Below are 20,911 nucleotides of genomic sequence, written 5' to 3'. Positions count from 1 at the left end.
CGAGACATGCGTCGTGCTGTGTGCCCCGGTTCCTTCGATCCCATCCATCATGGGCATCTCGAGGTGATCGCGCGTGCCGCGAACATCTTCGATGAAGTGGTGGTGGCCGTGTCGACCAACCCTGCGAAGAAGTACCGCTTCACCTTGGAGGAACGGCTCGACATGGCGCGGGAGACGCTCAGCTATCTGAGCGGGATCATCGTGGAGCCGATGGGGGAGGGACTGCTCGCGGAGTACTGCCACCGCCGCGGCGCCAGTGCCATCGTCAAGGGTCTCCGGTCCTCGAGTGATTTCGACTACGAGTTGCCGATGGCCACCATGAACCGGCAGCTCTCCGGCGTGGAGACGGTGTTCCTCGCGGCTGAGGGCCGTTTCACCCACATCTCCTCCTCGCTCATCAAGGAAGTGGATTCTCTGGGCGGGGACATCTCCGATTTCGTGCCTCGTGCCGTGCTCAAGCGGCTCGGCGGCGGCGCGCCGAAGGGCTGAGACCCGGCGTTTAACGGTAGGATTTCTGGGTGAACGGACCAGGCTGAGGCCTGCGGTTTGAGTCAAGTGCCTGCCTCACGCTAAGATGGTTCGTCGGTCCTATGTTCTTTCAGGAGTTCTCATCAAACGCGATCACCGCACACCTTTGACTATCGATGTCAAGGATCTTGGGCGCAGCCCAGGCAGCATGCGGACCCTGGAAGAGCAGGTGCCAGCACCAAGAGATCTTGGTGTGCCGCTCATTGGCGTCAAGGAAGGTTCCCCCGTGGAGCTGGACTTGAGGCTGGAGTCCGTACACGAAGGAATTCTGGTATCGGGAACCGCGGACGTCCTCATCGAGGGCGAATGCGGCCGCTGCCTGGATCCCCTTGCGTATGACCAGCGCGTCACTGTGCAAGAGCTTTTCTTCTACCCGGAACACGTGTCCGCGGCAGAGGGAGACGATGAAGAGCAACGTCGAGTCGAGCACGATGAGATCGATCTTGAGCCGGTGTTGCGGGATGCGGTGGTGACTGCGCTGCCCTTCCAGCCGGTGTGCCGGGAAGATTGTCAGGGGCTGTGTTCCGAATGCGGGATACGCCTTGACGATGAGCCGGGGCACCACCACGAGGTATTGGACCCTCGCTGGGCTGCCCTCGCGAATTTGCAAGGCCAAACCGGCAAAACCGATTGATTCAGTGTTGGACCCAAGTTCAGAGATGGACTGAGAGAGAAAAGAGTTAGCCGTGGCTGTTCCCAAGCGGAAGATGTCTCGCTCGAATACCCGTGCCCGCCGCTCCCAGTGGAAGGCTACCGCCCCCAACCTGGTGAAGACCGTTGAGAACGGCCGCGTCACCTACAGCCTGCCTCACCAGGCCAAGGTCGTGACCGACTCCGCCGGTACCGAGCTCTTCCTGGAGTACAAGGGCCGCAAGGTCGCTGACGTCTAATCCGCCCCCGGCTGATATGACGTCTTCACCCGAAGACCTGATGAAGCGTCTCGGCGTCACTCTTGACGCCGAGACGCTTCGTCTTGCACTCACACACCGGTCCTACGCCTACGAGAACGGCGGGATCCCCACCAACGAGCGCCTGGAGTTCCTGGGCGACTCGATCCTGGGATTCTCCGTGACCGATGCGCTGTACCGCGATTACCCGGATCTGCCGGAAGGCGAGCTCGCCAAGCGCCGCTCCGCCGTCGTCAGCACCCGGGCGCTGGCCGGCGTCGCGCGCCAGCTCGGCGTCGGGGAGCACATCTACCTCGGCCAGGGCGAGAAGCGCACCAACGGGATGGACAAGGCTTCCATCCTCGCGGACACCATGGAGGCCCTGATCGGCGCCTGCTACCTCAACCATGGGATCGACGTCGCACGGGACATGGTCATGCGCCTGATGGGTCCCCTCCTGACGGATGCCGCCGCCCTGGGCGCGGCCACCGACTGGAAGACCTACATCCAGGAGTACGCGGCCAGCCGTCAGCTCGGCCCCGTGGTCTATGACGTCACCGGTTCCGGCCCGGATCATGCCCGGGTCTTCCAGGCCGTGCTCATGATGGGCGGCACCGCCTATGGCACCGGCCACGGCAATTCCAAGAAGGAAGCCGAACAGGAAGCCGCGGGTGACGCCTGGCGTCAGCTGAACCCCGCTCCGGTCGAATCCTGATCCATGCCTGAGCTGCCCGAAGTCGAGGTGGTGCGCTCCGGCCTGGAGCGGTGGGCGGTCGGCCGCCGCATCGAACAGGCGGAAGTGCTCGACGCGCGGAGCATCCGCCGTCACGACGGCGCACCTTCACACTTCACCTCCTCCCTCGGCGGCGCCCGCATCAACGCGGCCGTCCGCCGTGGCAAGTACCTCTGGCTTCTGCTCGAGCCGACCGGGAGCGAGGCCGATCCTCCCGGTCCGTTCCCGGCGACCGCGCTCCTGGCCCATCTCGGCATGAGCGGCCAGTTGCTCCTCGAAGAGCCGGACGCTCCGGACGAGAAGCACCTGAAGGTCCGGCTGGCCCTCAGCCCGAGTCCCGGGATGCCGGACGAGCTGCGGTTCGTGGATCAGCGCATCTTCGGCGGGCTGTCCGTCACCTCCCTCGTGCCGACGCTCGACGGCCTGCCCGGCGGGCGGGGTTCCGAGGCGCCGCTGCTGCCCGGCGAGGTTAGCAACATCGCCCGGGACCTGCTCGATCCCCACTTCAATCCCGAAGCCGTTCACCAGGTGCTCATCCGCCGCCGCAGCACCGTCAAGCGGGCGCTGCTGGACCAGAACCTCCTGTCCGGCGTGGGCAACATCTATGCCGACGAGGCGCTGTGGGCCGCGCGTCTGCACGGCGAACGCTCGACGGCGACCCTGCGGCGGCCCGAGACGTTCCGGCTCCTCGACGCGTGCCGCGAGGTCATGGAACGGGCTCTGGCCGCGGGCGGCACCAGCTTCGACTCCCTGTACGTGAACGTGAACGGAGCGTCAGGGTACTTCTCCCGGTCTCTGAACGCTTACGGACGGGAAGGGCAGCCGTGCCTGCGCTGCGCCGCCGAGGGCCGGGAGACGCTCATCCGCCGCGCGTCGTTCATGAACCGCTCCTCGTACTTCTGCCCCAAGTGCCAGCCGGTGCCGCGGGGGCGGCGAGCCGAGTAGCCGCCGCCGGACCGGCTCCCGCCAGCCTGACCGGGCCTCCGCCCCGCCGCGCCACCCTCAGAATCCCCGCCATCCCAGGATAGTCTTGGGGGACGCGTATTCCGCCAACCCGTGCTGAGCCGGCCAGAGAGTCCCCACCACCGTGCACCTGAAGAACCTCACCATCCGTGGCTTTCAAGTCTTTCGCCTCGGCTACGAGCTTCACGTTCGAGCCGGGCGTGACGGCCATCGTGGGGCCCAATGGCAGCGGCAAGTCCAATGTGGTGGACGCCCTCGCCTGGGTGATGGGGGAGCAGGGCGCCAAGACCCTGCGCGGCGGCAAGATGGAGGACGTCATCTTCGCCGGGACCTCCGGACGCCCACCGCTCGGCCGTGCGCACGTCTCGCTCACCATCGACAACGCCGACGGCGCCCTGCCCATCGACTACAGCGAAGTCACCATTTCCCGCACCCTGTTCCGCACGGGCGGCAGCGAGTACGCCATCAACGGGACCAGCTGCCGTCTCCTCGACATCCAGGAGCTCCTGTCCGACTCGGGCCTCGGCCGCGAGATGCACGTGATCGTGGGCCAGGGTCAGCTGGACCGCATCCTCCACGCCACCCCGGAGGACCGCCGCGGCTTCATCGAAGAGGCCGCCGGCATCCTGAAGCATCGCCGCCGGAAGGAGCGCACGCTCCGCAAGCTCGACGCCATGCAGGGCAATCTTCAGCGCCTCAGCGACCTCTCCGCCGAGCTGCGCCGCCAGCTCGGACCGCTCGGGCGGCAGGCCGCCGTCGCGCGCCGGGCGCAGACCGTGCAGAGCGAACTCCGGGACGCCAAGGCGCGCCTCCTCGCCGATGATCTGGTGCGCCTCACCGGGGAGCTCGAGTCCGACGCCGCCCGCGAGCAGGCGCTCCGGGAACGGATCGCCGTGGTCGAGGCGGATCTCGCGCAGGGCCGCGAGCAGCAGTCCCTCGCCGAGCAGTCGGCGGCCGCGATGTCCCCGCGGATCACCCAGGCCCGCGCCACCTGGCACCAGCTGACCACCGCCCGGGAGCGCCTGCGCGGCCTCGGGCAGCTCGCCACCGAGCGCCACCGCCTGCTGGGCAGCTCGGAGCCTGTGACGCGTCAGAACGACGCCGAACAGATGGAGCAGCAGGCCGTCCGGGCCCGGGAGGAGGCCGCCCGGATCGCCGCCGAGGTGGAGCAGCTGAAGGAGATGCTCGACGTCGTGGTGAACCAGCGGGCGGAAGCCGAAGCGCTCGCGCGGGCCGAGGACGCCCGCGTGACCGCCGCGCTGCGGGCCGCCGCGGACCGCCGGGAGTCGCTCGCCACCCTGAGCGGCAAGGTGGGCGCCGCGCGGTCGCGCGTGCAGTCCGTCGAGGCGGAGCTCGGTCGCATCCACGACTCCCTGCTGGAATGCGAACGCCGCCGCGCGACGGCGGAGGCCGAGTTCGCGTCCCAGGAGGCCGAACTCGCGGACAGCGAGTCCGGCGAACAGGATCTGGACAGCGAGTACGAGCAGGCCGCGGACGCCCTGGAAGCGCTCGAAGCACGGGACGAACGGCTCGCCGCGGAACAGCGCGACGCCGAGCACCAGCTGGCCGCGCTCGGCGCCCGGATCGAGGCGCTCCGCCAGGCCACGGCACCCCGGGACGGCAGTGCCCGCCTGGAGGGCCATCCCGGGATCCTGGGGAGCATCGCGAACGCCGTCAAGGTCACGCCGGGCCATGAGGCCGCCATCGCCGCAGCCCTCGGGCCGTTCGCCGAGGCGCTCGTCGCCGACGGCGTGGAAGGTGCCGCCCGGGCGCTCGAACAGCTCAAGGACGAGGACGCCGGACGGGCGAACGTCCTGATCGGGCGCCCGGGCGAGCAGGACGGCCCGGCGCGGACCGAGTCGGCGGAAAGCCCCGACGGCGCTGTTCCCACCGACGCCGTGCCCGCACACGCCGTCGTGACCGCCCATGGTCCCGGTGGGGAAGCGGTGCTCCGGCTGTTGGAGTCCGTCCTCATCGCCGAGACGCTCCAGGCGGCCGGCGGGATCCTCGCCGAAGCACCGGATTCCACCGTGGTGACGCGTGAGGGCGATGTCCTCTCCGCCCACACTGCGAGCGGCGGTTCGCCGGCGAGCGGTTCGCTCCTGGAAACCCAGACGGCCCTCGAGGAGACCGAACAGCGGCTCGGCACAGTGACCTCGGAGCTCGAACGGCTGCGGTTCGCCCGCAAGGGACTCGCGGACCAGCTCGAGCAAGCCCGCGAACGGGCCGACGCCGCCCTGGACCGCCTGCACGAGTCCGATGCCACCCTTGCCGCCTCCGCCGAGAGGCTCGGCAGCCTCAAGGGGCAGCTGCGCTCCATCACCGCCGAGGCCGAGCGTCTGCGCGAGACCCGCGACCGGGCCCAGCAGACCCTCGCCCAGGAGAACGAAAGCCTGGAAACCCTCGCGGCCCAGCTGACCCAGGCCCACGAGGACGCCTCGCAGTCGCAGGAGGGCGAAGCGATCCAGGACCAGCGGGAGACGCTGGAGACCCGCGCACGCGAGGTCCGCGCCATGGAAGTGGATGCCCGGCTCGCCTTGCGCACGGCCGAGGAACAGCTGTCCAACGGTGAACGGCGGGCGGCCGGGCTGGAACGCGCGGCCGCGAGCGAACGCCGGGCCCAGCAGGAGGCCGTGGTCCGGGCAGAACGCCGCCGTCGCCAGGCAGCCCGTGCGGCCGCCGTAGCGGAGGCCGCGCGGCAGGCCGTCCTGGTGGCGGACCGCTCCGTCGAATCCGCCGCCGCGGAGCTTGCCCGCGTGGAGGAGGACGGCAGCAAGTACGACACCCTCCTCGGAGGCCTGCGCGCCGGGAACGACGCCCTGGCCCGGGAACTCGCGGAGCTGACCGGTTCCGCGCACCGGGATCAGCTGGCGCTCACTCAGCAGCGCGCGCGGATCGAGGCCGTCGAGCAGCGGGCCATCGACGAACTCGGGCTCGGTCCGGAGGAACTCGTGGCCGAATTCGGGCCGCATCTTCCCGTGCCGTCCGTGGACGGCGCCCAGGACAAGTGGGCCGAGCTGCGGCAGGAGGTGGATGACGACGGCAATCCGATCCCGACGGGCGTGCCTTTCGTCCGCGCCGAGCAGGAGAAGCGTCTCAAGCGCGCCGAGAAGGACCTGTCCTCGCTGGGCAAGATCAACCCCCTCGCCCTGGAGGAATTCGCTGCACTCGAGGAGCGTCATCAGTTCCTCAACACCCAGCTCGAGGACCTGAAGGCGAGCCGCAAGGACCTTCTGGACATCATCAAGGAGGTGGACGCCCGCGTGCAGGAGGTCTTCTCCCAGGCGTTCGCCGACACGTCGGAGCAGTTCGTCCACGTCTTCGGACGCCTGTTCCCGGGCGGCGAGGGCCGTCTGGTCCTGACCGATCCGGATGACATGCTCACCACCGGCATCGAGGTCGAGGCCCGGCCCGCCGGTAAGAAGATCAAGCGCCTGTCCCTGCTCTCCGGTGGTGAACGCTCCCTGACCGCCGTGGCGCTTCTCGTGGCGATCTTCAAGGCGCGCCCCTCGCCGTTCTACGTCATGGACGAGGTGGAAGCCGCCCTGGACGACGTCAACCTCGGCCGCCTCATCACGATCTTCGAGGAGCTGCGGGAGTCCAGCCAGCTGATCGTGATCACGCATCAGAAGCGCACCATGGAGGTGGCGGACGCCCTCTACGGCGTCACGATGCGCGGCGACGGCGTCACCACCGTGATTTCACAGCGCATGGGGGAGTAGCCCGCGTGAGAAGCTAGTGGGGTGAATGACGTCCTCCTTCCCGTGATCCTGTCCATCGTCGGCGCCCTGGTGGTCATCGGCCTGGCGGTCCCGCTGCTTCTCAAGGGCCGCAACTCCCGGAAGTACACCAGCACGCGTGACGCGAACGATCCCGTGCGTCCCTCCTCGGGCGGCACCGCCGTCCTGGACCGCGACGACGAAGCGGGCGCCGCGCACGACGCCGCCACCTCGCCCTCCGCGGGCACGCTCGTCGAAGAGCCCGTCGAGGAGGTCCTGCCGGCCGCGCCGCTCGTGGAGCGCCCCGCGCCGGTGGCCGGCCGCCTGAACCGCCTCCGGGCCCGCCTGGTCGGCTCCGGCAACATCCTGGGCAAGGGCCTGCTCGCCCTGCTCTCCAGCGACCGCATCGACGAGGACACCTGGGACGAGATCGAGGAGACCCTCCTCCTGGCCGACCTCGGCACCGAGCCGACCCTGGAGCTGATGGATGCGCTCCGTGCCCGCGTTAAGGTCATGGGCACCCGTGACACCGCCGAGGTCCGCGCCATGCTGCGCGAGGAGCTCCTCAAGCTGGTCGACCCGTCCATGGACCGCGCCCTCAATGTGACCCGCCATGCTGAGCGCCCCGCCGTCGTGCTCGTGGTCGGTGTCAACGGCGTCGGCAAGACCACCACGGTCGGCAAGCTGGCCCGCGTGCTCGTCGCCGAGGACAAGGACGTGCTCCTGGGCGCGGCGGACACCTTCCGCGCCGCCGCCGCCGAACAGCTCACCACGTGGGGCGAGCGCGTGGGCGTGCCCACGGTCAAGTCCGACGTGGAAGGCGCCGACCCGGCGTCGGTCGCCTACGAGGCCGTGAAGGCCGGCATCGAGCAGGAAGTCGACGTGGTCATGGTGGACACCGCAGGCCGGCTGCAGAACAAGACCGGCCTGATGGACGAGCTCGGCAAGGTCAAGCGCGTCATCGAGAAGCTGGCCGAGGTGGACGAGGTCCTGCTGGTCCTGGATGCGACCACGGGCCAGAACGGCCTCACTCAGGCCAAGGTGTTCTCCGAGGTCGTGGACATCAGCGGCATCGTGCTCACCAAGCTCGACGGCACCGCCAAGGGCGGCATCGTCGTCGCGATCCAGCGCACCCTGGGCGTGCCGGTGAAGCTCGTGGGTCTCGGCGAGGGCCCCGACGACCTGGCGCCGTTCGACCCGGAGGCGTTCGTCGACGCGCTGCTCGACTGAGCAGTCTTCCGGACCGCACCTCTCCGGACACAGCGCTACTCCGGACATCTTCCGAAGGCCCCGCAGGCGAACGCCTGCGGGGCCTTCGTGCGTCCCGGGGGCACTGACCCTGCCATGAACCAGGCCCCGAACCCGGCCGTGAAACATGCCGGAAACGTTCTGGACACCGACCCTTTACGCCCGGGCCGGAAGCGTAACAACCACGCAATGAACCACCAGGCCAGGTGAAACACGGGAAGCCGAAAGTTGAATGCAGGACGCCCCGGCGTCAGAGAGAACCACGGGCACCTCGCGAGAGAGCCCCTTCGAGAAAGGACCGAAAGCCATGGAACTTACCGCCAGCAATGTGTGGGTCATGGTGGCTGCGGCCCTGGTGTTGTTCATGACGCCCGGCCTGGCATTCTTCTACGGCGGCATGACCCGTGCCAAAGCCGCCCTGAACATGATGATGATGAGCTTCATCTCCATCGGCATCGTCGGCGTGGTGTGGGTCCTCTGGGGATCCTCCATGAGCGGCGGCGAAGGCGTTTTCGAACTGTTCGGCAACCCCTTCGCGACCTTCGGTCTGGAGAACGTCAGCACCCCTGACGGCCTGATCAAGGCCGGCTACGCCGCCACCTTCGCCATCATCACGGTGGCTCTGATCTCCGGCGCCATCGCCGACCGTGCGAAGTTCGGCGCCTGGGCGCTTTTCGTGCCGGTCTGGGTGACCCTGGTCTACTGCCCGATCGCGTTCATGGTGTGGGGCGGCGGTCTCTTCGGCCCCGACGGCGCCATCGGCAAGGCGCTCGGCCCGGCAATCGACTTCGCCGGCGGCACCGTGGTGCACATCAACGCCGGTGTCGCGGGCCTCATCCTCGTCCTGATCATCGGCAACCGCCGCGGCTTCGGCAAGGACCCGAACCACCGCCCGCACAACATCCCGTTCGTCATGCTCGGTGCGGCGATCCTCTGGTTCGGCTGGTTCGGCTTCAACGCCGGCGCCGCCACCACCGCGCAGCAGGGCGGTCTCATCTGGATCAACACCCTCGCCGCTCCGGCCGCCGGCATGCTCGGCTGGCTCGTGACCGAGCGCATCCGTGACGGCCACCCGACCTCGCTGGGCGCCGCATCCGGTGTGGTCGCAGGTCTGGTCGCGATCACCCCCGCGTGTGCCAACGTCAGCCCGGTGGGCGCCATCGGTCTGGGCATCGTGGCCGGTGTGGGCCTCCGCCCTGGCCGTCGGCCTCAAGTTCCGCTTCGGCTACGACGACTCCCTGGACGTGGTGGGTGTCCACCTGGTCTCCGGTCTCATCGGCACCGTCGCACTGGGCTTCATCGCCATCCCGCTCGAAGGCTCCCGTGCCGGCCTCTTCTACGGCGGCGGCTGGGACCAGCTGTGGTCGCAGCTGGCAGCGGCAGGTTTCTCCATGGTCTACACCGCGGTTCTGACGGCCATCATCGGCTTCGCCATCCACAAGACGCTCGGCTTCCGGGTTTCGGAGGAGCAGGAGGAGATCGGCGTGGACCTGTCCCTCCACGCGGAGTCGGCTTACGAGTTCGGCATCGCCGGTCAAGGTGGCACCTTCCAGCCGCACGGTTCGCTGGAGGCCATCTCCGAGGCGCTGGACCGCCGGGCAGCAGAGTTCCAGCGGGATTCCGCCGGATCCAAGAAGAGCGCAGGCAAGGATCGCAAGGAGAGTGTTGACGCATGAAACTCGTCACGGCAATCGTTCGCCCGGAGAAGCTCGAGAGCATCCGCGAAGGTCTTGAAGCATACGGGGTCCAGGGACTCACGGTGAGCGCGGCCAGCGGCTACGGCCGTCAGCGCGGCTACACCGAGGTCTACCGCGGGGCCGAGTACAACGTGAACCTCCTGCCGAAGCTGCGGGTGGAGGTCCTGGCCACGGACGAGACGGCGGATGACGTCGTGGACGTCATCATCGCCAGCTCCAACACTGGCCGCGCCGGTGATGGCAAGGTCTGGTCCGTGGACGTGTACGAAGCGGTCCGGGTCCGGACCGGAGAACGCGGAGCAGCCGCCATTTAGCGGAGCTGTTCCGGCCTCCCGCCCGGCGGGAGGCGAAGACCTCCCCAGCACGATCACCTCCCCCCACGACGACGGCGACGCACCCGGCCAGGGTGCGTCGCCGTCGTCGTGCGTGCAGCGAGTGCGGGTCAGCTCTCGATGACGGGCCCCTGGGACCCCGCCGGGTAGTCCTCGAGCGGGACGCGCCCGTGGGACCACGCGGAGAGGACGGGATCCACGATCCGCCAGCAGTCCTCCGCCACGTCGGCGCGCACGGAGAGCAACGGGTCGCCGTGCAGCACGCCGTCCAGGACTTCGCCGTAGGGCAGCAGCGCCGAGGAATGCAGTTCGGTGGCCAGCTCCGCCCGGGACAGTTCGAAGCCGTTGCCGGCGCTCGTGACGTCCAGCCCGACGCTCAGGGTGTCCGGCCCGAACCCGATCCGCAGTTCGTCCGGCTGATCCGTGCCGCTGAAGCCTGCCGGCAGGTGCGCCAGCGGACGGAAACGGACCACGGCCTCCTTGCGGCGCGTCCCCATGGCCTTGCCCGTGCGCAGGATGAACGGCACCCCGGCCCAGCGGGTGTTGTTGATCTCGACGCGGACCTCGGCGAACGTCTCGGTCTCACGCTCCGGGTGCACGCCCTCTTCGGCCACGTAGTCGGGGACCTTCCGACCGCCGATCTTGCCGGCGGTGTACCCGGGCACGGCGCGTGTTGCGCCGGAACGGCGTGGCGACGCGGCTGGCGCGCAGCACGGTGGCGATGCCGTCCCGCAGATCGCGCTCGCTCAGGGTCGCGGGAGGTTCCATCGCCATGAGCGCCATCACCTGGAGCAGGTGGCTCTGGATCATGTCACGCAGCGCGCCCGCGGAGTCGTAATAGCCCGCGCGGCCCTCCAGGGCGAGGTCCTCCTCGAACGCGATCTCCACTTCGGCCACGTTGTCCCGGTTCCAGAGCGGCTCGAAGAAGCGGTTCGCGAAGCGCATGCCGATGATGTTGAGCACCGTGGACTTGCCGAGGAAGTGGTCCACCCGGTGGATGTGCTCCTCGGGGACCAGACGGCGCAGGGTGCCGTTGAGCTCGCGGGCCGAGGCTGCGTCGGAGCCGAACGGTTTCTCGAGGACCAGGCGCGTTCCGAACGGCACTTCCTCGGGGGAGAGCGATTCGCAGGCGAGCTGGCTGATGCGCGGCGGCAGCGCGAAGAAGACGGCCACGGGGCCGTCGAGTGAGGCGAGCAGACCGGCCAGGGCGCCGGGAGCGGTCACGTCCACCTGGCGGTACTGCGAGGTGGCCATGAGCTCCTTCCAATGGGCGCTCGCCTCCTCGCCGGCGTCGAGGGGGAGGGCCTTCGCGAGCCGCCGCTGCCACTTGCTGGGCGTCCAGGGCTCGGTCCCCGCACCCACCAGGGTGAGCCCGGGAGCCCGGCCGGCGGAGACCAGGGAAGCGAGCCCTGGCAGAAGGAGCCGTCCCGTGAGGTCGCCTGAGGCGCCGAGGATGAGCAGTGTCTTGATGTCCTGGGCCCGGGATCGCCGGGCGCGTCGCGTACTGGTCACCATGCCAGCATGCCATCTCGTCAGTCCGACTTGGTACCCTAGAAAGCTGAAAGCCCGTGCCACCCTGGCGCGGGGCCCTGTGAGGGTTCCATCCCTCACCGGGGTGAAGTCCAGGAACCTCCATCCGAAAGAAGTGCGCGGCGCGTGTTCAATTCACTCTCTGACCGGCTCACAGCGACGTTCAAGAACCTCCGCGGCAAAGGCCGCCTGAGCGAGGCCGACGTCGATGCCACCGTGCGCGAGATCCGTCGCGCCCTGCTGGATGCCGACGTCGCCGTGCCCGTGGTGCGTGAATTCGCCTCCCGCGTGAAGGAGCGCGCCCTCGGCGCCGAGGTCTCCGCTGCGCTGAACCCGAGCCAGCAGATCGTCAAGATCGTCAACGAGGAGCTCGTCACGATCCTGGGCGGCGAGACCCGCCGCCTGCGTCTGGCCAAGAACCCGCCCACCGTGATCATGCTCGCGGGTCTCCAGGGCGCCGGTAAGACCACCCTGGCCGGCAAGCTCTCCAAGTGGCTCAAGGGCCAGGGCCACAGCCCGCTGCTGGTGGCCTGTGACCTTCAGCGTCCCAACGCCGTGACGCAGCTCCAGGTGGTCGGCCAGCGCGCCGGCGTGCCGGTCTTCGCGCCGCACCCGGGCACCACCAGCGAATTCGACGTCCCCACCGGCGATCCGGTCGCCGTCGCCGAGGCCGGCGTGGCCGAGGCCCGCCAGAAGCTGCACGACGTGGTCATCGTGGACACCGCCGGACGTCTCGGCGTGGACGCCGAGATGATGGACCAGGCACGCCGCATCCGCGAGGCGATCAACCCTGACGAGGTCCTCTTCGTCATCGACGCGATGATCGGCCAGGACGCCGTCAACACGGCGAACGCCTTCCACGAGGGCGTCGACTTCACCGGCGTCGTGCTGTCCAAGCTCGACGGCGACGCCCGCGGTGGCGCCGCCCTCTCCGTCGCTTCTGTCACCGGTAAGCCGGTCATGTTCGCCTCCACCGGCGAAGGCGTGGACGACTTCGAGCTCTTCCACCCGGACCGCATGGCCTCCCGCATCCTCGACATGGGCGACATCCTGTCCCTGATCGAGCAGGCCGAGCAGAACTGGGACAAGGACGAAGCAGCCCGGATGGCGAAGAAGTTCGCCGACCAGGAGGACTTCACCTTCGAGGACTTCCTCGCCCAGATGCAGCAGATCCGCAAAATGGGCTCGATGAAGAAGATGCTCATGATGATGCCCGGCGCACAGAACATGCGTCAGCAGCTGGAGCAGTTCGACGAGCGCGAGATCGACCGCGTCGAGGCGATGGTCCGCTCCATGACCCCGCACGAGCGTGTGGCGCCGAAGATCATCAACGGCTCGCGCCGCGCCCGCATCGCCCGTGGTTCCGGCGTGCACGTCTCCGAGGTCAACGGCCTCCTGGAGCGCTTCGGCCAGGCTCAGAAGATGATGAAGAAGATGGCGCAGGGCGGTATGCCGGGGATGCCCGGCATGTCGATGGGCGCCGGTGGCGGAACGGCTCGTAAGGCGGCCAAGAAGAACGCCGGCAAGAAGAAGGCCCGCTCGGGCAACCCGGCGAAGGCCGCTCAGGAACTGCGCGAGGCCGAGGCCCGGAAGGCGAACCGCGCCCCGTCCGGCGCCGCTTTCGGGCAGCAGGCGCAGGACTTCGACCCGTCCACCATGGAGCTCCCCAAGGGCTTCGAGAAGTTCCTGGGCAAATAAGGTTTGGTCCTGAACAGCACCGGCGCGCTGCCCCGGGTGGTCTTCGTCCCCGGGCGTGACGCGTCCGGGGCCGCCGCCTGGCCGCGGCAGCACGGACTGGCGCTCGAATTCGACGCGCTGTTCCTCAAGCAGCCGGACGGTCAGGCCCTCGACGCCGAGGCGGTCCTCGGCACCCTGGCCGACGTGCCGTCCGTCCTTGTGGCGCATGGCGAGGGCTCGACGGCGGCCGTGCAGGCCGCCGTCGAGTATCCCTCACTGGTGCGGGCCCTGGTCCTGTGCGAACCCTGGTTGCCGGACCTCACCGCGCCCCGTCCCCAGGGGACCGAGGGTGCGATCATCCCGGGTGTCCCGATGCTCGTGCTCTCCGGCGGGTGGGAGCCCGCCTATGAGCGCACCGCACGGCTCCTGGCCGAGTCCGGGGCGGAACACGTCGTGGCGCCCGGAGGTCACCGGCCGCAGGATTCCGCCGAGGGCGCGGCCGCCATCAAGGACTTCCTCCGCCGAACCGCCTGAGAGACGCATTGCGGGGTCACTTAAGGCCGGCTCCGGACGGACCATCCGGCATCAAATGACCCCGCATTCCTGCGACTCAGTCCTGGGGTGCGCCCACCGGGATCGATTCCACGTAGACCTTGCCGCCCTGGGACCGGAACTCCCGGCTCTTCGCCGCCATCCCGGCCAGTGCTTCCTGAGCCAGTGCTTCCTCCACCGTGGCCTCCTGAGCTTCCCGCGAACCGAAGTCCCGTCGGATGTCCTGGGAGATCCTCATGGAACAGAACTTCGGCCCGCACATCGAACAGAAGTGTGCCGTCTTGGCCGGTTCGGCGGGCAGCGTCTCGTCATGGAAGGCCTCGGCCGTGGCGGGGTCGAGGGACAGCGAGAACTGGTCCTTCCAGCGGAACTCGAACCGGGCCTTGGACAGGGCGTCGTCCCGTTCGTGCGCTCCCGGGTGGCCCTTGGCCAGGTCCGCCGCGTGGGCCGCGATCTTGTACGTGATCACACCGGTCTTCACGTCGTCCTTGTTCGGCAGCCCCAGATGCTCCTTGGGCGTGACGTAACACAGCATGGCCGTGCCGTAGCGGGCGATCTCCGTGGCGCCGATGGCCGAGGTGATGTGGTCGTAACCCGGGGCGACGTCCGTCACGAGCGGGCCGAGCGTGTAGAACGGGGCGCCGTCGCAGAGTTCCTGCTGGCGTTCCACGTTCTCGCGGACCAGGTGGAACGGGATGTGTCCCGGTCCTTCCACCATCACCTGCACGTCGTACTCCCACGCCCGCTTGGTCAGTTCGGCGAGCGTGTCCAGTTCGGCGAACTGTGCGGCGTCGTTGGCATCCGCGGTGGAGCCGGGGCGCAGCCCGTCACCCAGGGAGAACGCGACGTCGTACTGCGCGAAGATCTCACAGAGTTCGTCGAAGTGCGTGTACAGGAAGTTCTCCTGGTGATGCGCCAGGCACCAGCCGGCCATGATGGAGCCGCCGCGGGACACGATCCCGGTGACGCGGTCCGCCGTGAGGGGCACGTACCGCAGCAGCACCCCGGTATGGACGGTCATGTAGTCCACGCCCTGCTCACACTGCTCGATCACGGTGTCCCGGAAGACCTCCCAGGTGAGCGCCGAGGCGTCGCCGTTGACCTTCTCCAGCGCCTGGTAGATGGGCACGGTCCCGATCGGCACGGGGGAGTTCCGCAGGATCCACTCGCGAGTGGTGTGGATGTCGTCTCCGGTGGAGAGATCCATGACGGTGTCGGCGCCCCACAGGGTGGCCCAGTGGAGCTTGTCGACCTCCTCGGCGATGGAACTGGTCACGGCGGAGTTGCCGATGTTCGCGTTGATCTTGACCAGGAACTCCTTGCCGATGATCATCGGTTCGGATTCCGGGTGGTTGATGTTGGCGGGGATGATCGCGCGCCCGGCCGCGACCTCGGAACGGACCAGCTCCACGGGGCAGTTCTCGCGGAGCGCCACGAATCTCATCTCCGGAGTCACGATCCCGGCGCGGGCGTAGTGCATCTGGGTCACCCGCCGCCCGGGCCGTGCCCTGAGCGGAGGGCGCTGCGCACCCCGCCACTCCTGGGAGGCGGCGCCGCGGCGTGCGGCGGAGCGGCCGTCGTCGAGCAGATCACGCTGGCGCCCTTCGTACTCTTCGACGTCGCCGCGGGATGCGATCCAGCCGGCGCGGAGGGCCGGCAGGCCATGCTCGGGATCGCTGCCCGGGCCGACCGTGCGGTACGCCTGGAACGGGGCGTTGGCCGTGCCGTCGGGGGAGTCGTCCAGCTGGATGCTCGTCACGGGCACGGCGATGCCGTCGTCTCCCGTGAGGAATTCCAGGCTGTGGGCAGGGGATTGCTGCAAGGATTTCATCGGTACTCACTTCCTTCGCCGGCATTACCCGGTCAGGTTCTACGGTCCGGACAGTGGCAGTCCGATCTCAGCCCCTCCTGGGACACCCGTGTGGTCGCGAACACCGTAGCACGGTCCGGACGGGGCGCTCCGCAACGCCCGGCTCGTGACCGTCATCTCCCACTCGCAGGCTCGCTGACCTACGCTTGAAGCCATGCCGGACATGCGACGTCACCCAGTCATCGAGTTCACGGGCCCCGTTCTGCTGGGGCCGGACGACGAAGCGCTCGGGCTCTGGTCCGTGGACGGACGCCTGACCTTCAGGATGCCCACGGTGGAACCGGACCTCACGCTGGACGGCTGGGTGGTCCCCGGCCTGGTGGACGCGCACTGCCACATCGGCCTCGTGGAGGGCGGCGCCGCGGACGAACCCACCTCCCTGGCGCAGGCCCGCGCCGACCTGGCCGCCGGCACTCTTCTGGTGCGCGACGCCGGGTCCCCGGCGGACACCCGCTGGCTCGCCGGGCGGGCCGACGCGCCGCGCATCATCCGGGCGGCGCGGCACGTCGCCGCCTCCCGTCGCTACCTCCGCGGCCTGGCCCTCGAGGTCGAGGACCGGGACCTCGTCGAGACCGTCCGCGAGCAGGCACGGCTCTCCGTGGCTGCTGACGCGCGGGGCTGGGTGAAGCTGGTGGGGGACTGGATCGACCGCGACGCCGGGGACCTCCGCCCATCGTTCCCCGCCGAACTGGTGGCGGAGGCGATCGCCGCGGCCCACGAGGAGGGCGCCCGGGTCACGGCGCACTGCTTCGGGGAGGAGGTCCTGGACGACGTCATCGCCGCCGGGATCGACTGCATCGAGCACGCCACGGGACTTCAGCCGGAGCACCTGCCCCGGCTCGTGGAGGCGGGTATTCCGATCGTCCCCACCTTGGTCAACATCGCCACGTTCCCGGACATCGTGGCGCAGGCCGAGCCGAAGTTCCCGGTCTACGCGGCGCATATGCACGCCCTCTGGGAGCGGCGTTACGAGAACGTCGCGCGTGCCTATTCCGCGGGGGTGCAGGTCTTCGCGGGGACGGACGCGGGCAGCGTGATCGCGCACGGGCGGATCGCGGACGAGATCGCTGAGTTGCACCGTGCCGGGCTGCCGTCGGTGGTGGCCCTGGACGCCGCGTGCTGGTCGGCCCGCGAGTGGCTCGGGGCGGAGAACCTCGAAGAGGGCGCCCCGGCGGATGTGGTGCTGTATGCACAGGACCCGCGGCGGAACCTGGGAACGCTGGCCGCGCCGCGCCGTGTGGTCCTGAACGGCGACCTGCCGGGTGAAAAACGCGCCACCGGGATGGAATAAATTGAAGCTTCAAGTAATTTTAGAGGTATGAACACTTCGCTCCCGCAGTCCCAGGACCTCCTCCCCGCCGATCTGAGCATGGGGACCGTCATGCTCAAGGTCGCCGATATGAACCTCATGAGCGACTACTACCAGCGCGCCCTTGGCCTGGAGGTCGTCGCCGAACAGGACGGCGGCCTCTACCTCGGCCGTGGCGACTCCGCCCTCGTCCACCTGGAGCCGGCCGCCGGACTGCAGCTGCCGGGCAGGGGAGAGGCCGGGCTCTTCCACACGGCGCTCCTCTTTGAAGATCAGGCGTCCCTCGCCGCGACGCTGGCCACGGCCGCCTCCTATGACGCGCGGCTCTTCCAGGGCAGCGCCGATCACCTGGTCAGCCAGGCGTTCTACTTCGGCGACCCCGAGGGCAACGGCATCGAGCTGTACTACGACCGCCCGCGCAGCGAATGGTCCTGGGACGGGAGCACCGTCGTCATGGACTCGCTGCCGCTGGACCCCAACGGCTACCTCGGGGAGCACCTGAGCGAGACGGCGCTGCAGCAGCAGCGGCAGGCGCGTGCCGACGTCGGGCACGTGCATCTGCAGGTCGGCGACGTCGCGACCGCCGCGCGCTTCTACGTGGACACGCTGGGCTTCGAGCGCACCGCCGAGATCGGGAACAGCGCGCTCTTCGTCTCCGCGGGCGGCTACCACCACCACATGGCCATGAACGTGTGGAACAGCCGCGGCGCCGGTCCCCGCAAGGACACGCTGGGCCTCGGCGAGGTCCTCCTCCACGTCCCGGCGGACGACGACGTCGCGGCGCTCGCGGACCGTCTGCTCGTCGCCGGGGTGACCCATCACCACACCGGTGCGGAATTGCGCTTCGAAGACCCGTGGCGCAACCAGGTGCGCGTCGCGGTGGGATAGCCTGAAGCCATCCGGCTCCAGTCGTCCTGGAGATCCGGGAACCCCAGCGCCACCGACGAACCCGAGGATGACATGAGCCAGTCGAACGCTTTCGTAGAGGTCTTCATCGCCACTCACCAGGAGGCCCTGCAGCGGGCCAAGGCTTTGTCCGGCGGTGCGGCCCCGGACGGGTCCGCTCTCCGGATCCCCGGCATCAGTGATTTCGAAGTCGAGCAGCTGTGCTCTCTGGCCGCACAGGCCGTGCACACCCAGGGCGAGCAGGAACTTGAGATGGCGGACATCGCCGTCGACGAGCTGTACGCCTTCCCGGCCTCCGCCGTCCGCGTTCTGGAGGAACTGCCCGGCTACCAGAGCGACGGCGAGGACCCGGCGCTCCAGTCGGTGGCGGTCCAGTGGGCGGCTGACGAGGACGTGCCGTTCGCGGCCGGTGAGGCGCAGCAGTACCTGCTCGCCCTGTCCGCGCTCGCGGGCAGGACCGATTCCTCCTCCCGGAACCGGCTGTACCTGTACTCGGCCTGACGTTTGCGAAAGGCGCGTGGGCACCGGCCTGGAGAGGCCGGCGCCCACGCGCCTTTCTGTTGCCGGGAAGCCTGCGAATCCGGCTCAGGACGGGCCGGTCGCGGTGACCCGCACCGTCACCTCGTCCAGTTTGGGCAGGTGCCGTTTCAGGGATTTCTCGGCGTCTTCCGCGACCAGATCGGCCTCGGCGAGCGTGAGGGCCGAGGTGCGGACGACGGCGTCGCCGTGCAGACGGTGACCGACCCAGCGGAGGCGCACGCGCTCGACCGCCTCGATTCCCGCGACGTGTTCGAGGGCATGCTCGGCGCGGTCCACGAGTTCCGGTTCGATGCCGTCCATGAGCCTGCGTCCCACGGAACGGACCGTGCCGATGAGCAGCACGGCGATCATGACCGAGATCAGCAGTCCGACCAGGGGATCCGCGAGAGGGAAGCCGAGCAGGACTCCGACGCCGCCGAGCACCACGGCGAGCGACGTGAAACCATCGGTTCGGGCATGGACGCCGTCGGCGACGAGTGCGGCCGATCCGATCCGCCGGCCCACCCGGATGCGGTAGACCGCCACCGCCTCGTTGCCGAGGAAGCCGATGACGCCGGCCGCGATCACCCAGCCGATGTTCTCCACCGGGCGCGGCGTGATGATCCGGTCCACGGCCTCCCAGGCGGCGATCACGGAGGAGAGGGCGATCATGAGCACGATGAACAGGCCCGCCAGATCCTCCGACCTGCCGAAGCCGTAGGTGTAGCGCCGGGTCGCGGCCCGGCGGGAGAGCACGAAGGCGATCCACAGCGGCACCGCCGTCAGAGCGTCGGACAGATTGTGGATGGTGTCGGCCAGCAGGGCCACCGAACCCGAGAAGGCCACCACCGCGGCCTGCGCGGCAGTGGTGAGCAGCATGATGACGAGGCTCAGCTTCAGAGCGCGGATGCCTTCTGAATGCGCTTCGAGGGCATCGTCGATCGAGTCCGACGTGTCGTGGGAATGCGGGACGAAGAGCCCGTGGAGAAACCCCTTCAGCCCCGAGGGGTGCGCGTGGTCATGGTCATGGCCGTGGCCGTGGCCGTGATCGTGGGAGTGGCCGTGCGCTCCGTGGCCATGCGGATGTCCGGCGTCGTGTCCGTGCGCGTGCTCGTCCGTCGTCATGCCTCGCCCTGACCGGTGTGGTGGTGGCGCGGGAGGCCGCCGAGGGAGTGTTCCGCCTGGAAGATCGCGTCGGAGACGAGCTGGGAGGCGTGCTCGTTCTCGAGGCGGTAGAACACTCGCTGCCCTTCCTGCCGGGTGGCGACGATCCGGGCCATCCTCAGCTTGGCCAGATGCTGCGACACTGCGGCGGGGGACTTGCCCACAAGTTCGGCGAGATGATTGACGGAGAGTTCCTCCTCGCGTCGCAGCGCCAGGATGATCCGCACCCGGGTGGCGTCCGCGAGCAGGGTGAAGACCTCCACGGCCAGTTCCACGAACTGACCGTCGGGATCCATTCCGCATATCTGCTTATCTGCGTCCATACGCAGATTATTGCACGATGGCATCGCGGGATGTCATGTGGAGGGATGGGGGAGTGACACGAAGCCCCCGGCGCCTCCGGGGCTCGATATCCGGCGTCGGGCCCCGACGGTTCAGCGCGCTGCGCGGCGCATTAGGCACCCTTGGCCGTCTCTGGCATAATGGACGGGTACCTGATCTGCGTGGCCCCTCTTCCCGTGCATGATCATGTTCCTTTCGAACCCTCCAGTATGGCCCGCCCCACGGGAGCAGAACGCTGGGTTCAACCCCGTTTCAGAAACAGGAGTGACCACAACAGTGGCCGTTAAGATTCGCCTTAAGCGCTTCGGCAAGATGCGCGCACCGTACTACCGTATCGTCGTTGCGGATTCCCGCACCCGCCGCGATGGCCGTGCCATCGAGGAGATCGGCAAGTACCACCCCACCGAGCAGCCCTCCTACATCGAGGTCGACTCCGAGCGTGCTCAGTACTGGCTGTCCGTTGGCGCTCAGCCGACCGAGCAGGTTCTGAACCTCCTCAAGATCACCGGTGACTGGCAGAAGTTCAAGGGTCTCCCGGGCGCCGAGGGCACCCTGAAGACCAAGGAAGCCAAGCCGGCTTTCGTGGCTCCGTCCACCGACTCCGTCGTCATGCCGGAAGCCATCACCCCGAAGGCCAAGAAGGCTGAGGAGGCTTCCGAGGAAGCCGCCGAGACCACCGAGGCTGAGTAGTTGCTTCCCGAGGTTCTTGAGCACCTGGTCCGCGGCATCGTGGACAGCCCCGAGGATGTCTCCGTAGCCGCCAAGAACGGCCGCCGCGGTGAGAGCCTCGAGGTTCGTGTGAACGACGACGACCTGGGCCGGGTCATCGGCCGTCAGGGCCGTACGGCACGCGCGCTCCGCACGGTGGTGGGTGCCCTCTCCGAGGGTGGCCCCATCCGCGTGGACGTCGTCGACGGCGAACGCCGTCGTTAGAA

At 68.7% G+C, this 20,911-nt stretch carries 19 protein-coding genes, 2 pseudogenes and 1 riboswitch; of the genes and pseudogenes, 17 read left to right on the top strand and 4 right to left on the bottom strand.

All coding sequences use genetic code 11. The features are described 5' to 3' along the window. Positions 1 to 6 precede the first annotated feature (6 nt). From coaD to QFZ52_RS09235, 9 genes and pseudogenes are all read left to right on the top strand, one after another. Complete coding sequence (gene coaD, locus QFZ52_RS09275) at positions 7 to 489, top strand: pantetheine-phosphate adenylyltransferase (RefSeq protein ID WP_307497330.1); 483 nt, start codon at positions 7 to 9, stop codon at positions 487 to 489. A 145-nt stretch (positions 490 to 634) separates the two neighbouring features. Further along, positions 635 to 1,162 (top strand): YceD family protein, encoded by a 528-nt coding sequence (locus tag QFZ52_RS09270; protein WP_307498696.1) that lies wholly within the window; start codon positions 635 to 637, stop codon positions 1,160 to 1,162. Between the two features lie 52 nt (positions 1,163 to 1,214). Beyond that, positions 1,215 to 1,418 carry a 50S ribosomal protein L32 gene (gene rpmF / locus QFZ52_RS09265; RefSeq protein WP_307497329.1) on the top strand — a complete coding sequence of 68 codons (204 nt, stop codon included), beginning with the start codon at positions 1,215 to 1,217 and terminating at the stop codon, positions 1,416 to 1,418. A gap of 16 nt (positions 1,419 to 1,434) precedes the next feature. Beyond that, on the top strand, positions 1,435 to 2,130 hold the full coding sequence (gene rnc / locus QFZ52_RS09260; RefSeq protein WP_307497328.1) for a ribonuclease III: 696 nt from the start codon (positions 1,435 to 1,437) through the stop codon (positions 2,128 to 2,130). Positions 2,131 to 2,133: 3 nt separating this feature from the next. After that, a complete protein-coding gene (gene mutM / locus QFZ52_RS09255) occupies positions 2,134 to 3,093 on the top strand; it encodes a bifunctional DNA-formamidopyrimidine glycosylase/DNA-(apurinic or apyrimidinic site) lyase (RefSeq protein WP_307497326.1) in 960 nt (319 codons plus the stop codon). Between the two features lie 167 nt (positions 3,094 to 3,260). After that, the gene (smc, locus tag QFZ52_RS09250) at positions 3,261 to 6,833 is read left to right on the top strand and encodes a chromosome segregation protein SMC (RefSeq protein ID WP_307497325.1); all 3,573 of its coding nucleotides are present in this window, start codon (positions 3,261 to 3,263) and stop codon (positions 6,831 to 6,833) included. A gap of 21 nt (positions 6,834 to 6,854) precedes the next feature. Then, on the top strand, positions 6,855 to 8,060 hold the full coding sequence (gene ftsY / locus QFZ52_RS09245) for a signal recognition particle-docking protein FtsY (protein WP_307497324.1): 1,206 nt from the start codon (positions 6,855 to 6,857) through the stop codon (positions 8,058 to 8,060). 325 nt (positions 8,061 to 8,385) lie between these two features. Further along, positions 8,386 to 9,754: pseudogene (locus QFZ52_RS09240) on the top strand (ammonium transporter). Beyond that, the gene (locus QFZ52_RS09235; protein WP_066210740.1) at positions 9,751 to 10,089 is read left to right on the top strand and encodes a P-II family nitrogen regulator; all 339 of its coding nucleotides are present in this window, start codon (positions 9,751 to 9,753) and stop codon (positions 10,087 to 10,089) included. Before QFZ52_RS09240 ends, QFZ52_RS09235 begins: the two are co-directional and overlap by 4 nt. 128 nt (positions 10,090 to 10,217) lie before the next feature. Here the strand turns inward: QFZ52_RS09235 and QFZ52_RS09230 are convergent. Further along, positions 10,218 to 11,622, bottom strand: a pseudogene (locus QFZ52_RS09230) (glucose-6-phosphate dehydrogenase). Between the two features lie 141 nt (positions 11,623 to 11,763). On the opposite strand from QFZ52_RS09230, the gene ffh reads away from it, so the two are divergent. After that, positions 11,764 to 13,335, top strand: a complete 1,572-nt coding sequence (ffh, locus tag QFZ52_RS09225; RefSeq protein ID WP_307497323.1) for a signal recognition particle protein — start codon at positions 11,764 to 11,766, stop codon at positions 13,333 to 13,335. 3 nt (positions 13,336 to 13,338) lie between these two features. After that, positions 13,339 to 13,848, top strand: a complete 510-nt coding sequence (locus tag QFZ52_RS09220) for an alpha/beta fold hydrolase (RefSeq protein WP_307497322.1) — start codon at positions 13,339 to 13,341, stop codon at positions 13,846 to 13,848. A gap of 76 nt (positions 13,849 to 13,924) precedes the next feature. On the opposite strand, the gene thiC is transcribed toward QFZ52_RS09220, so the two are convergent. Next, positions 13,925 to 15,697, bottom strand: coding sequence for a phosphomethylpyrimidine synthase ThiC (thiC, locus tag QFZ52_RS09215; RefSeq protein ID WP_307497321.1), 1,773 nt, complete (start codon positions 15,695 to 15,697; stop codon positions 13,925 to 13,927). Further along, a riboswitch (TPP riboswitch) is annotated at positions 15,691 to 15,797 on the bottom strand. Its footprint overlaps the gene before it by 7 nt. A gap of 102 nt (positions 15,798 to 15,899) precedes the next feature. Between thiC and QFZ52_RS09210 the strand changes: the two genes are divergently transcribed. From QFZ52_RS09210 to QFZ52_RS09200, 3 genes are all read left to right on the top strand, one after another. Then, positions 15,900 to 17,027: an amidohydrolase family protein gene (locus tag QFZ52_RS09210; RefSeq protein ID WP_373425647.1), complete on the top strand. Its 1,128-nt coding sequence runs from the start codon at positions 15,900 to 15,902 to the stop codon at positions 17,025 to 17,027. Between the two features lie 27 nt (positions 17,028 to 17,054). Further along, entirely contained in the window at positions 17,055 to 17,933 is an 879-nt protein-coding gene (locus QFZ52_RS09205; protein ID WP_307497319.1) for a VOC family protein, read from the top strand. A 72-nt stretch (positions 17,934 to 18,005) separates the two neighbouring features. Next, positions 18,006 to 18,452: a hypothetical protein gene (locus tag QFZ52_RS09200; RefSeq protein WP_307497318.1), complete on the top strand. Its 447-nt coding sequence runs from the start codon at positions 18,006 to 18,008 to the stop codon at positions 18,450 to 18,452. An 84-nt stretch (positions 18,453 to 18,536) separates the two neighbouring features. Here the strand turns inward: QFZ52_RS09200 and QFZ52_RS09195 are convergent, their stop codons facing one another. After that, a complete protein-coding gene (locus tag QFZ52_RS09195; protein WP_307498695.1) occupies positions 18,537 to 19,412 on the bottom strand; it encodes a cation diffusion facilitator family transporter in 876 nt (291 codons plus the stop codon). A gap of 39 nt (positions 19,413 to 19,451) precedes the next feature. Between QFZ52_RS09195 and QFZ52_RS09190 the strand changes: the two genes are divergently transcribed. Then, positions 19,452 to 19,607: a hypothetical protein gene (locus tag QFZ52_RS09190; RefSeq protein ID WP_307498745.1), complete on the top strand. Its 156-nt coding sequence runs from the start codon at positions 19,452 to 19,454 to the stop codon at positions 19,605 to 19,607. Here QFZ52_RS09190 and QFZ52_RS09185 read toward each other — a convergent pair. Further along, positions 19,592 to 19,957, bottom strand: coding sequence for an ArsR/SmtB family transcription factor (locus QFZ52_RS09185; RefSeq protein WP_307497317.1), 366 nt, complete (start codon positions 19,955 to 19,957; stop codon positions 19,592 to 19,594). The two genes, QFZ52_RS09190 and QFZ52_RS09185, sit on opposite strands and share 16 nt — an antisense overlap. Positions 19,958 to 20,252: 295 nt before the next feature. Here QFZ52_RS09185 and rpsP point away from each other — a divergent pair, with 295 nt between their 5' ends. Continuing rightward, complete coding sequence (rpsP, locus tag QFZ52_RS09180) at positions 20,253 to 20,666, top strand: 30S ribosomal protein S16 (protein ID WP_066210725.1); 414 nt, start codon at positions 20,253 to 20,255, stop codon at positions 20,664 to 20,666. Beyond that, positions 20,667 to 20,909, top strand: coding sequence for an RNA-binding protein (locus QFZ52_RS09175; protein WP_307497316.1), 243 nt, complete (start codon positions 20,667 to 20,669; stop codon positions 20,907 to 20,909). It abuts the gene before it with no gap. Positions 20,910 to 20,911: the final 2 nt, after the last annotated feature.

The organism is Arthrobacter woluwensis (assembly GCF_030816155.1).
GTDB classification, from domain to species: Bacteria; Actinomycetota; Actinomycetes; order Actinomycetales; family Micrococcaceae; genus Arthrobacter_E; species Arthrobacter_E woluwensis_A.
Note: the sequence above shows the minus strand (reverse complement) of the source record. Positions and strands in the feature narration are given on the sequence as shown.

Excerpts from the sequence above, each read along its gene's own strand:
- coaD (WP_307497330.1), top strand. The coding sequence starts at position 7 with ATGCGTCGTGCTGTGTGCCCCGGTTCCTTCGATCCCATCCATCATGGG.
- rnc (WP_307497328.1), top strand. The coding sequence starts at position 1,435 with ATGACGTCTTCACCCGAAGACCTGATGAAGCGTCTCGGCGTCACTCTT.
- mutM (WP_307497326.1), top strand. The coding sequence starts at position 2,134 with ATGCCTGAGCTGCCCGAAGTCGAGGTGGTGCGCTCCGGCCTGGAGCGG.
- QFZ52_RS09235 (WP_066210740.1), top strand. The coding sequence starts at position 9,751 with ATGAAACTCGTCACGGCAATCGTTCGCCCGGAGAAGCTCGAGAGCATC.
- thiC (WP_307497321.1), bottom strand. The coding sequence starts at position 15,697 with ATGAAATCCTTGCAGCAATCCCCTGCCCACAGCCTGGAATTCCTCACG.
- QFZ52_RS09210 (WP_373425647.1), top strand. The coding sequence starts at position 15,900 with ATGCGACGTCACCCAGTCATCGAGTTCACGGGCCCCGTTCTGCTGGGG.
- QFZ52_RS09205 (WP_307497319.1), top strand. The coding sequence starts at position 17,055 with ATGAACACTTCGCTCCCGCAGTCCCAGGACCTCCTCCCCGCCGATCTG.
- QFZ52_RS09200 (WP_307497318.1), top strand. The coding sequence starts at position 18,006 with ATGAGCCAGTCGAACGCTTTCGTAGAGGTCTTCATCGCCACTCACCAG.
- QFZ52_RS09185 (WP_307497317.1), bottom strand. The coding sequence starts at position 19,957 with ATGGACGCAGATAAGCAGATATGCGGAATGGATCCCGACGGTCAGTTC.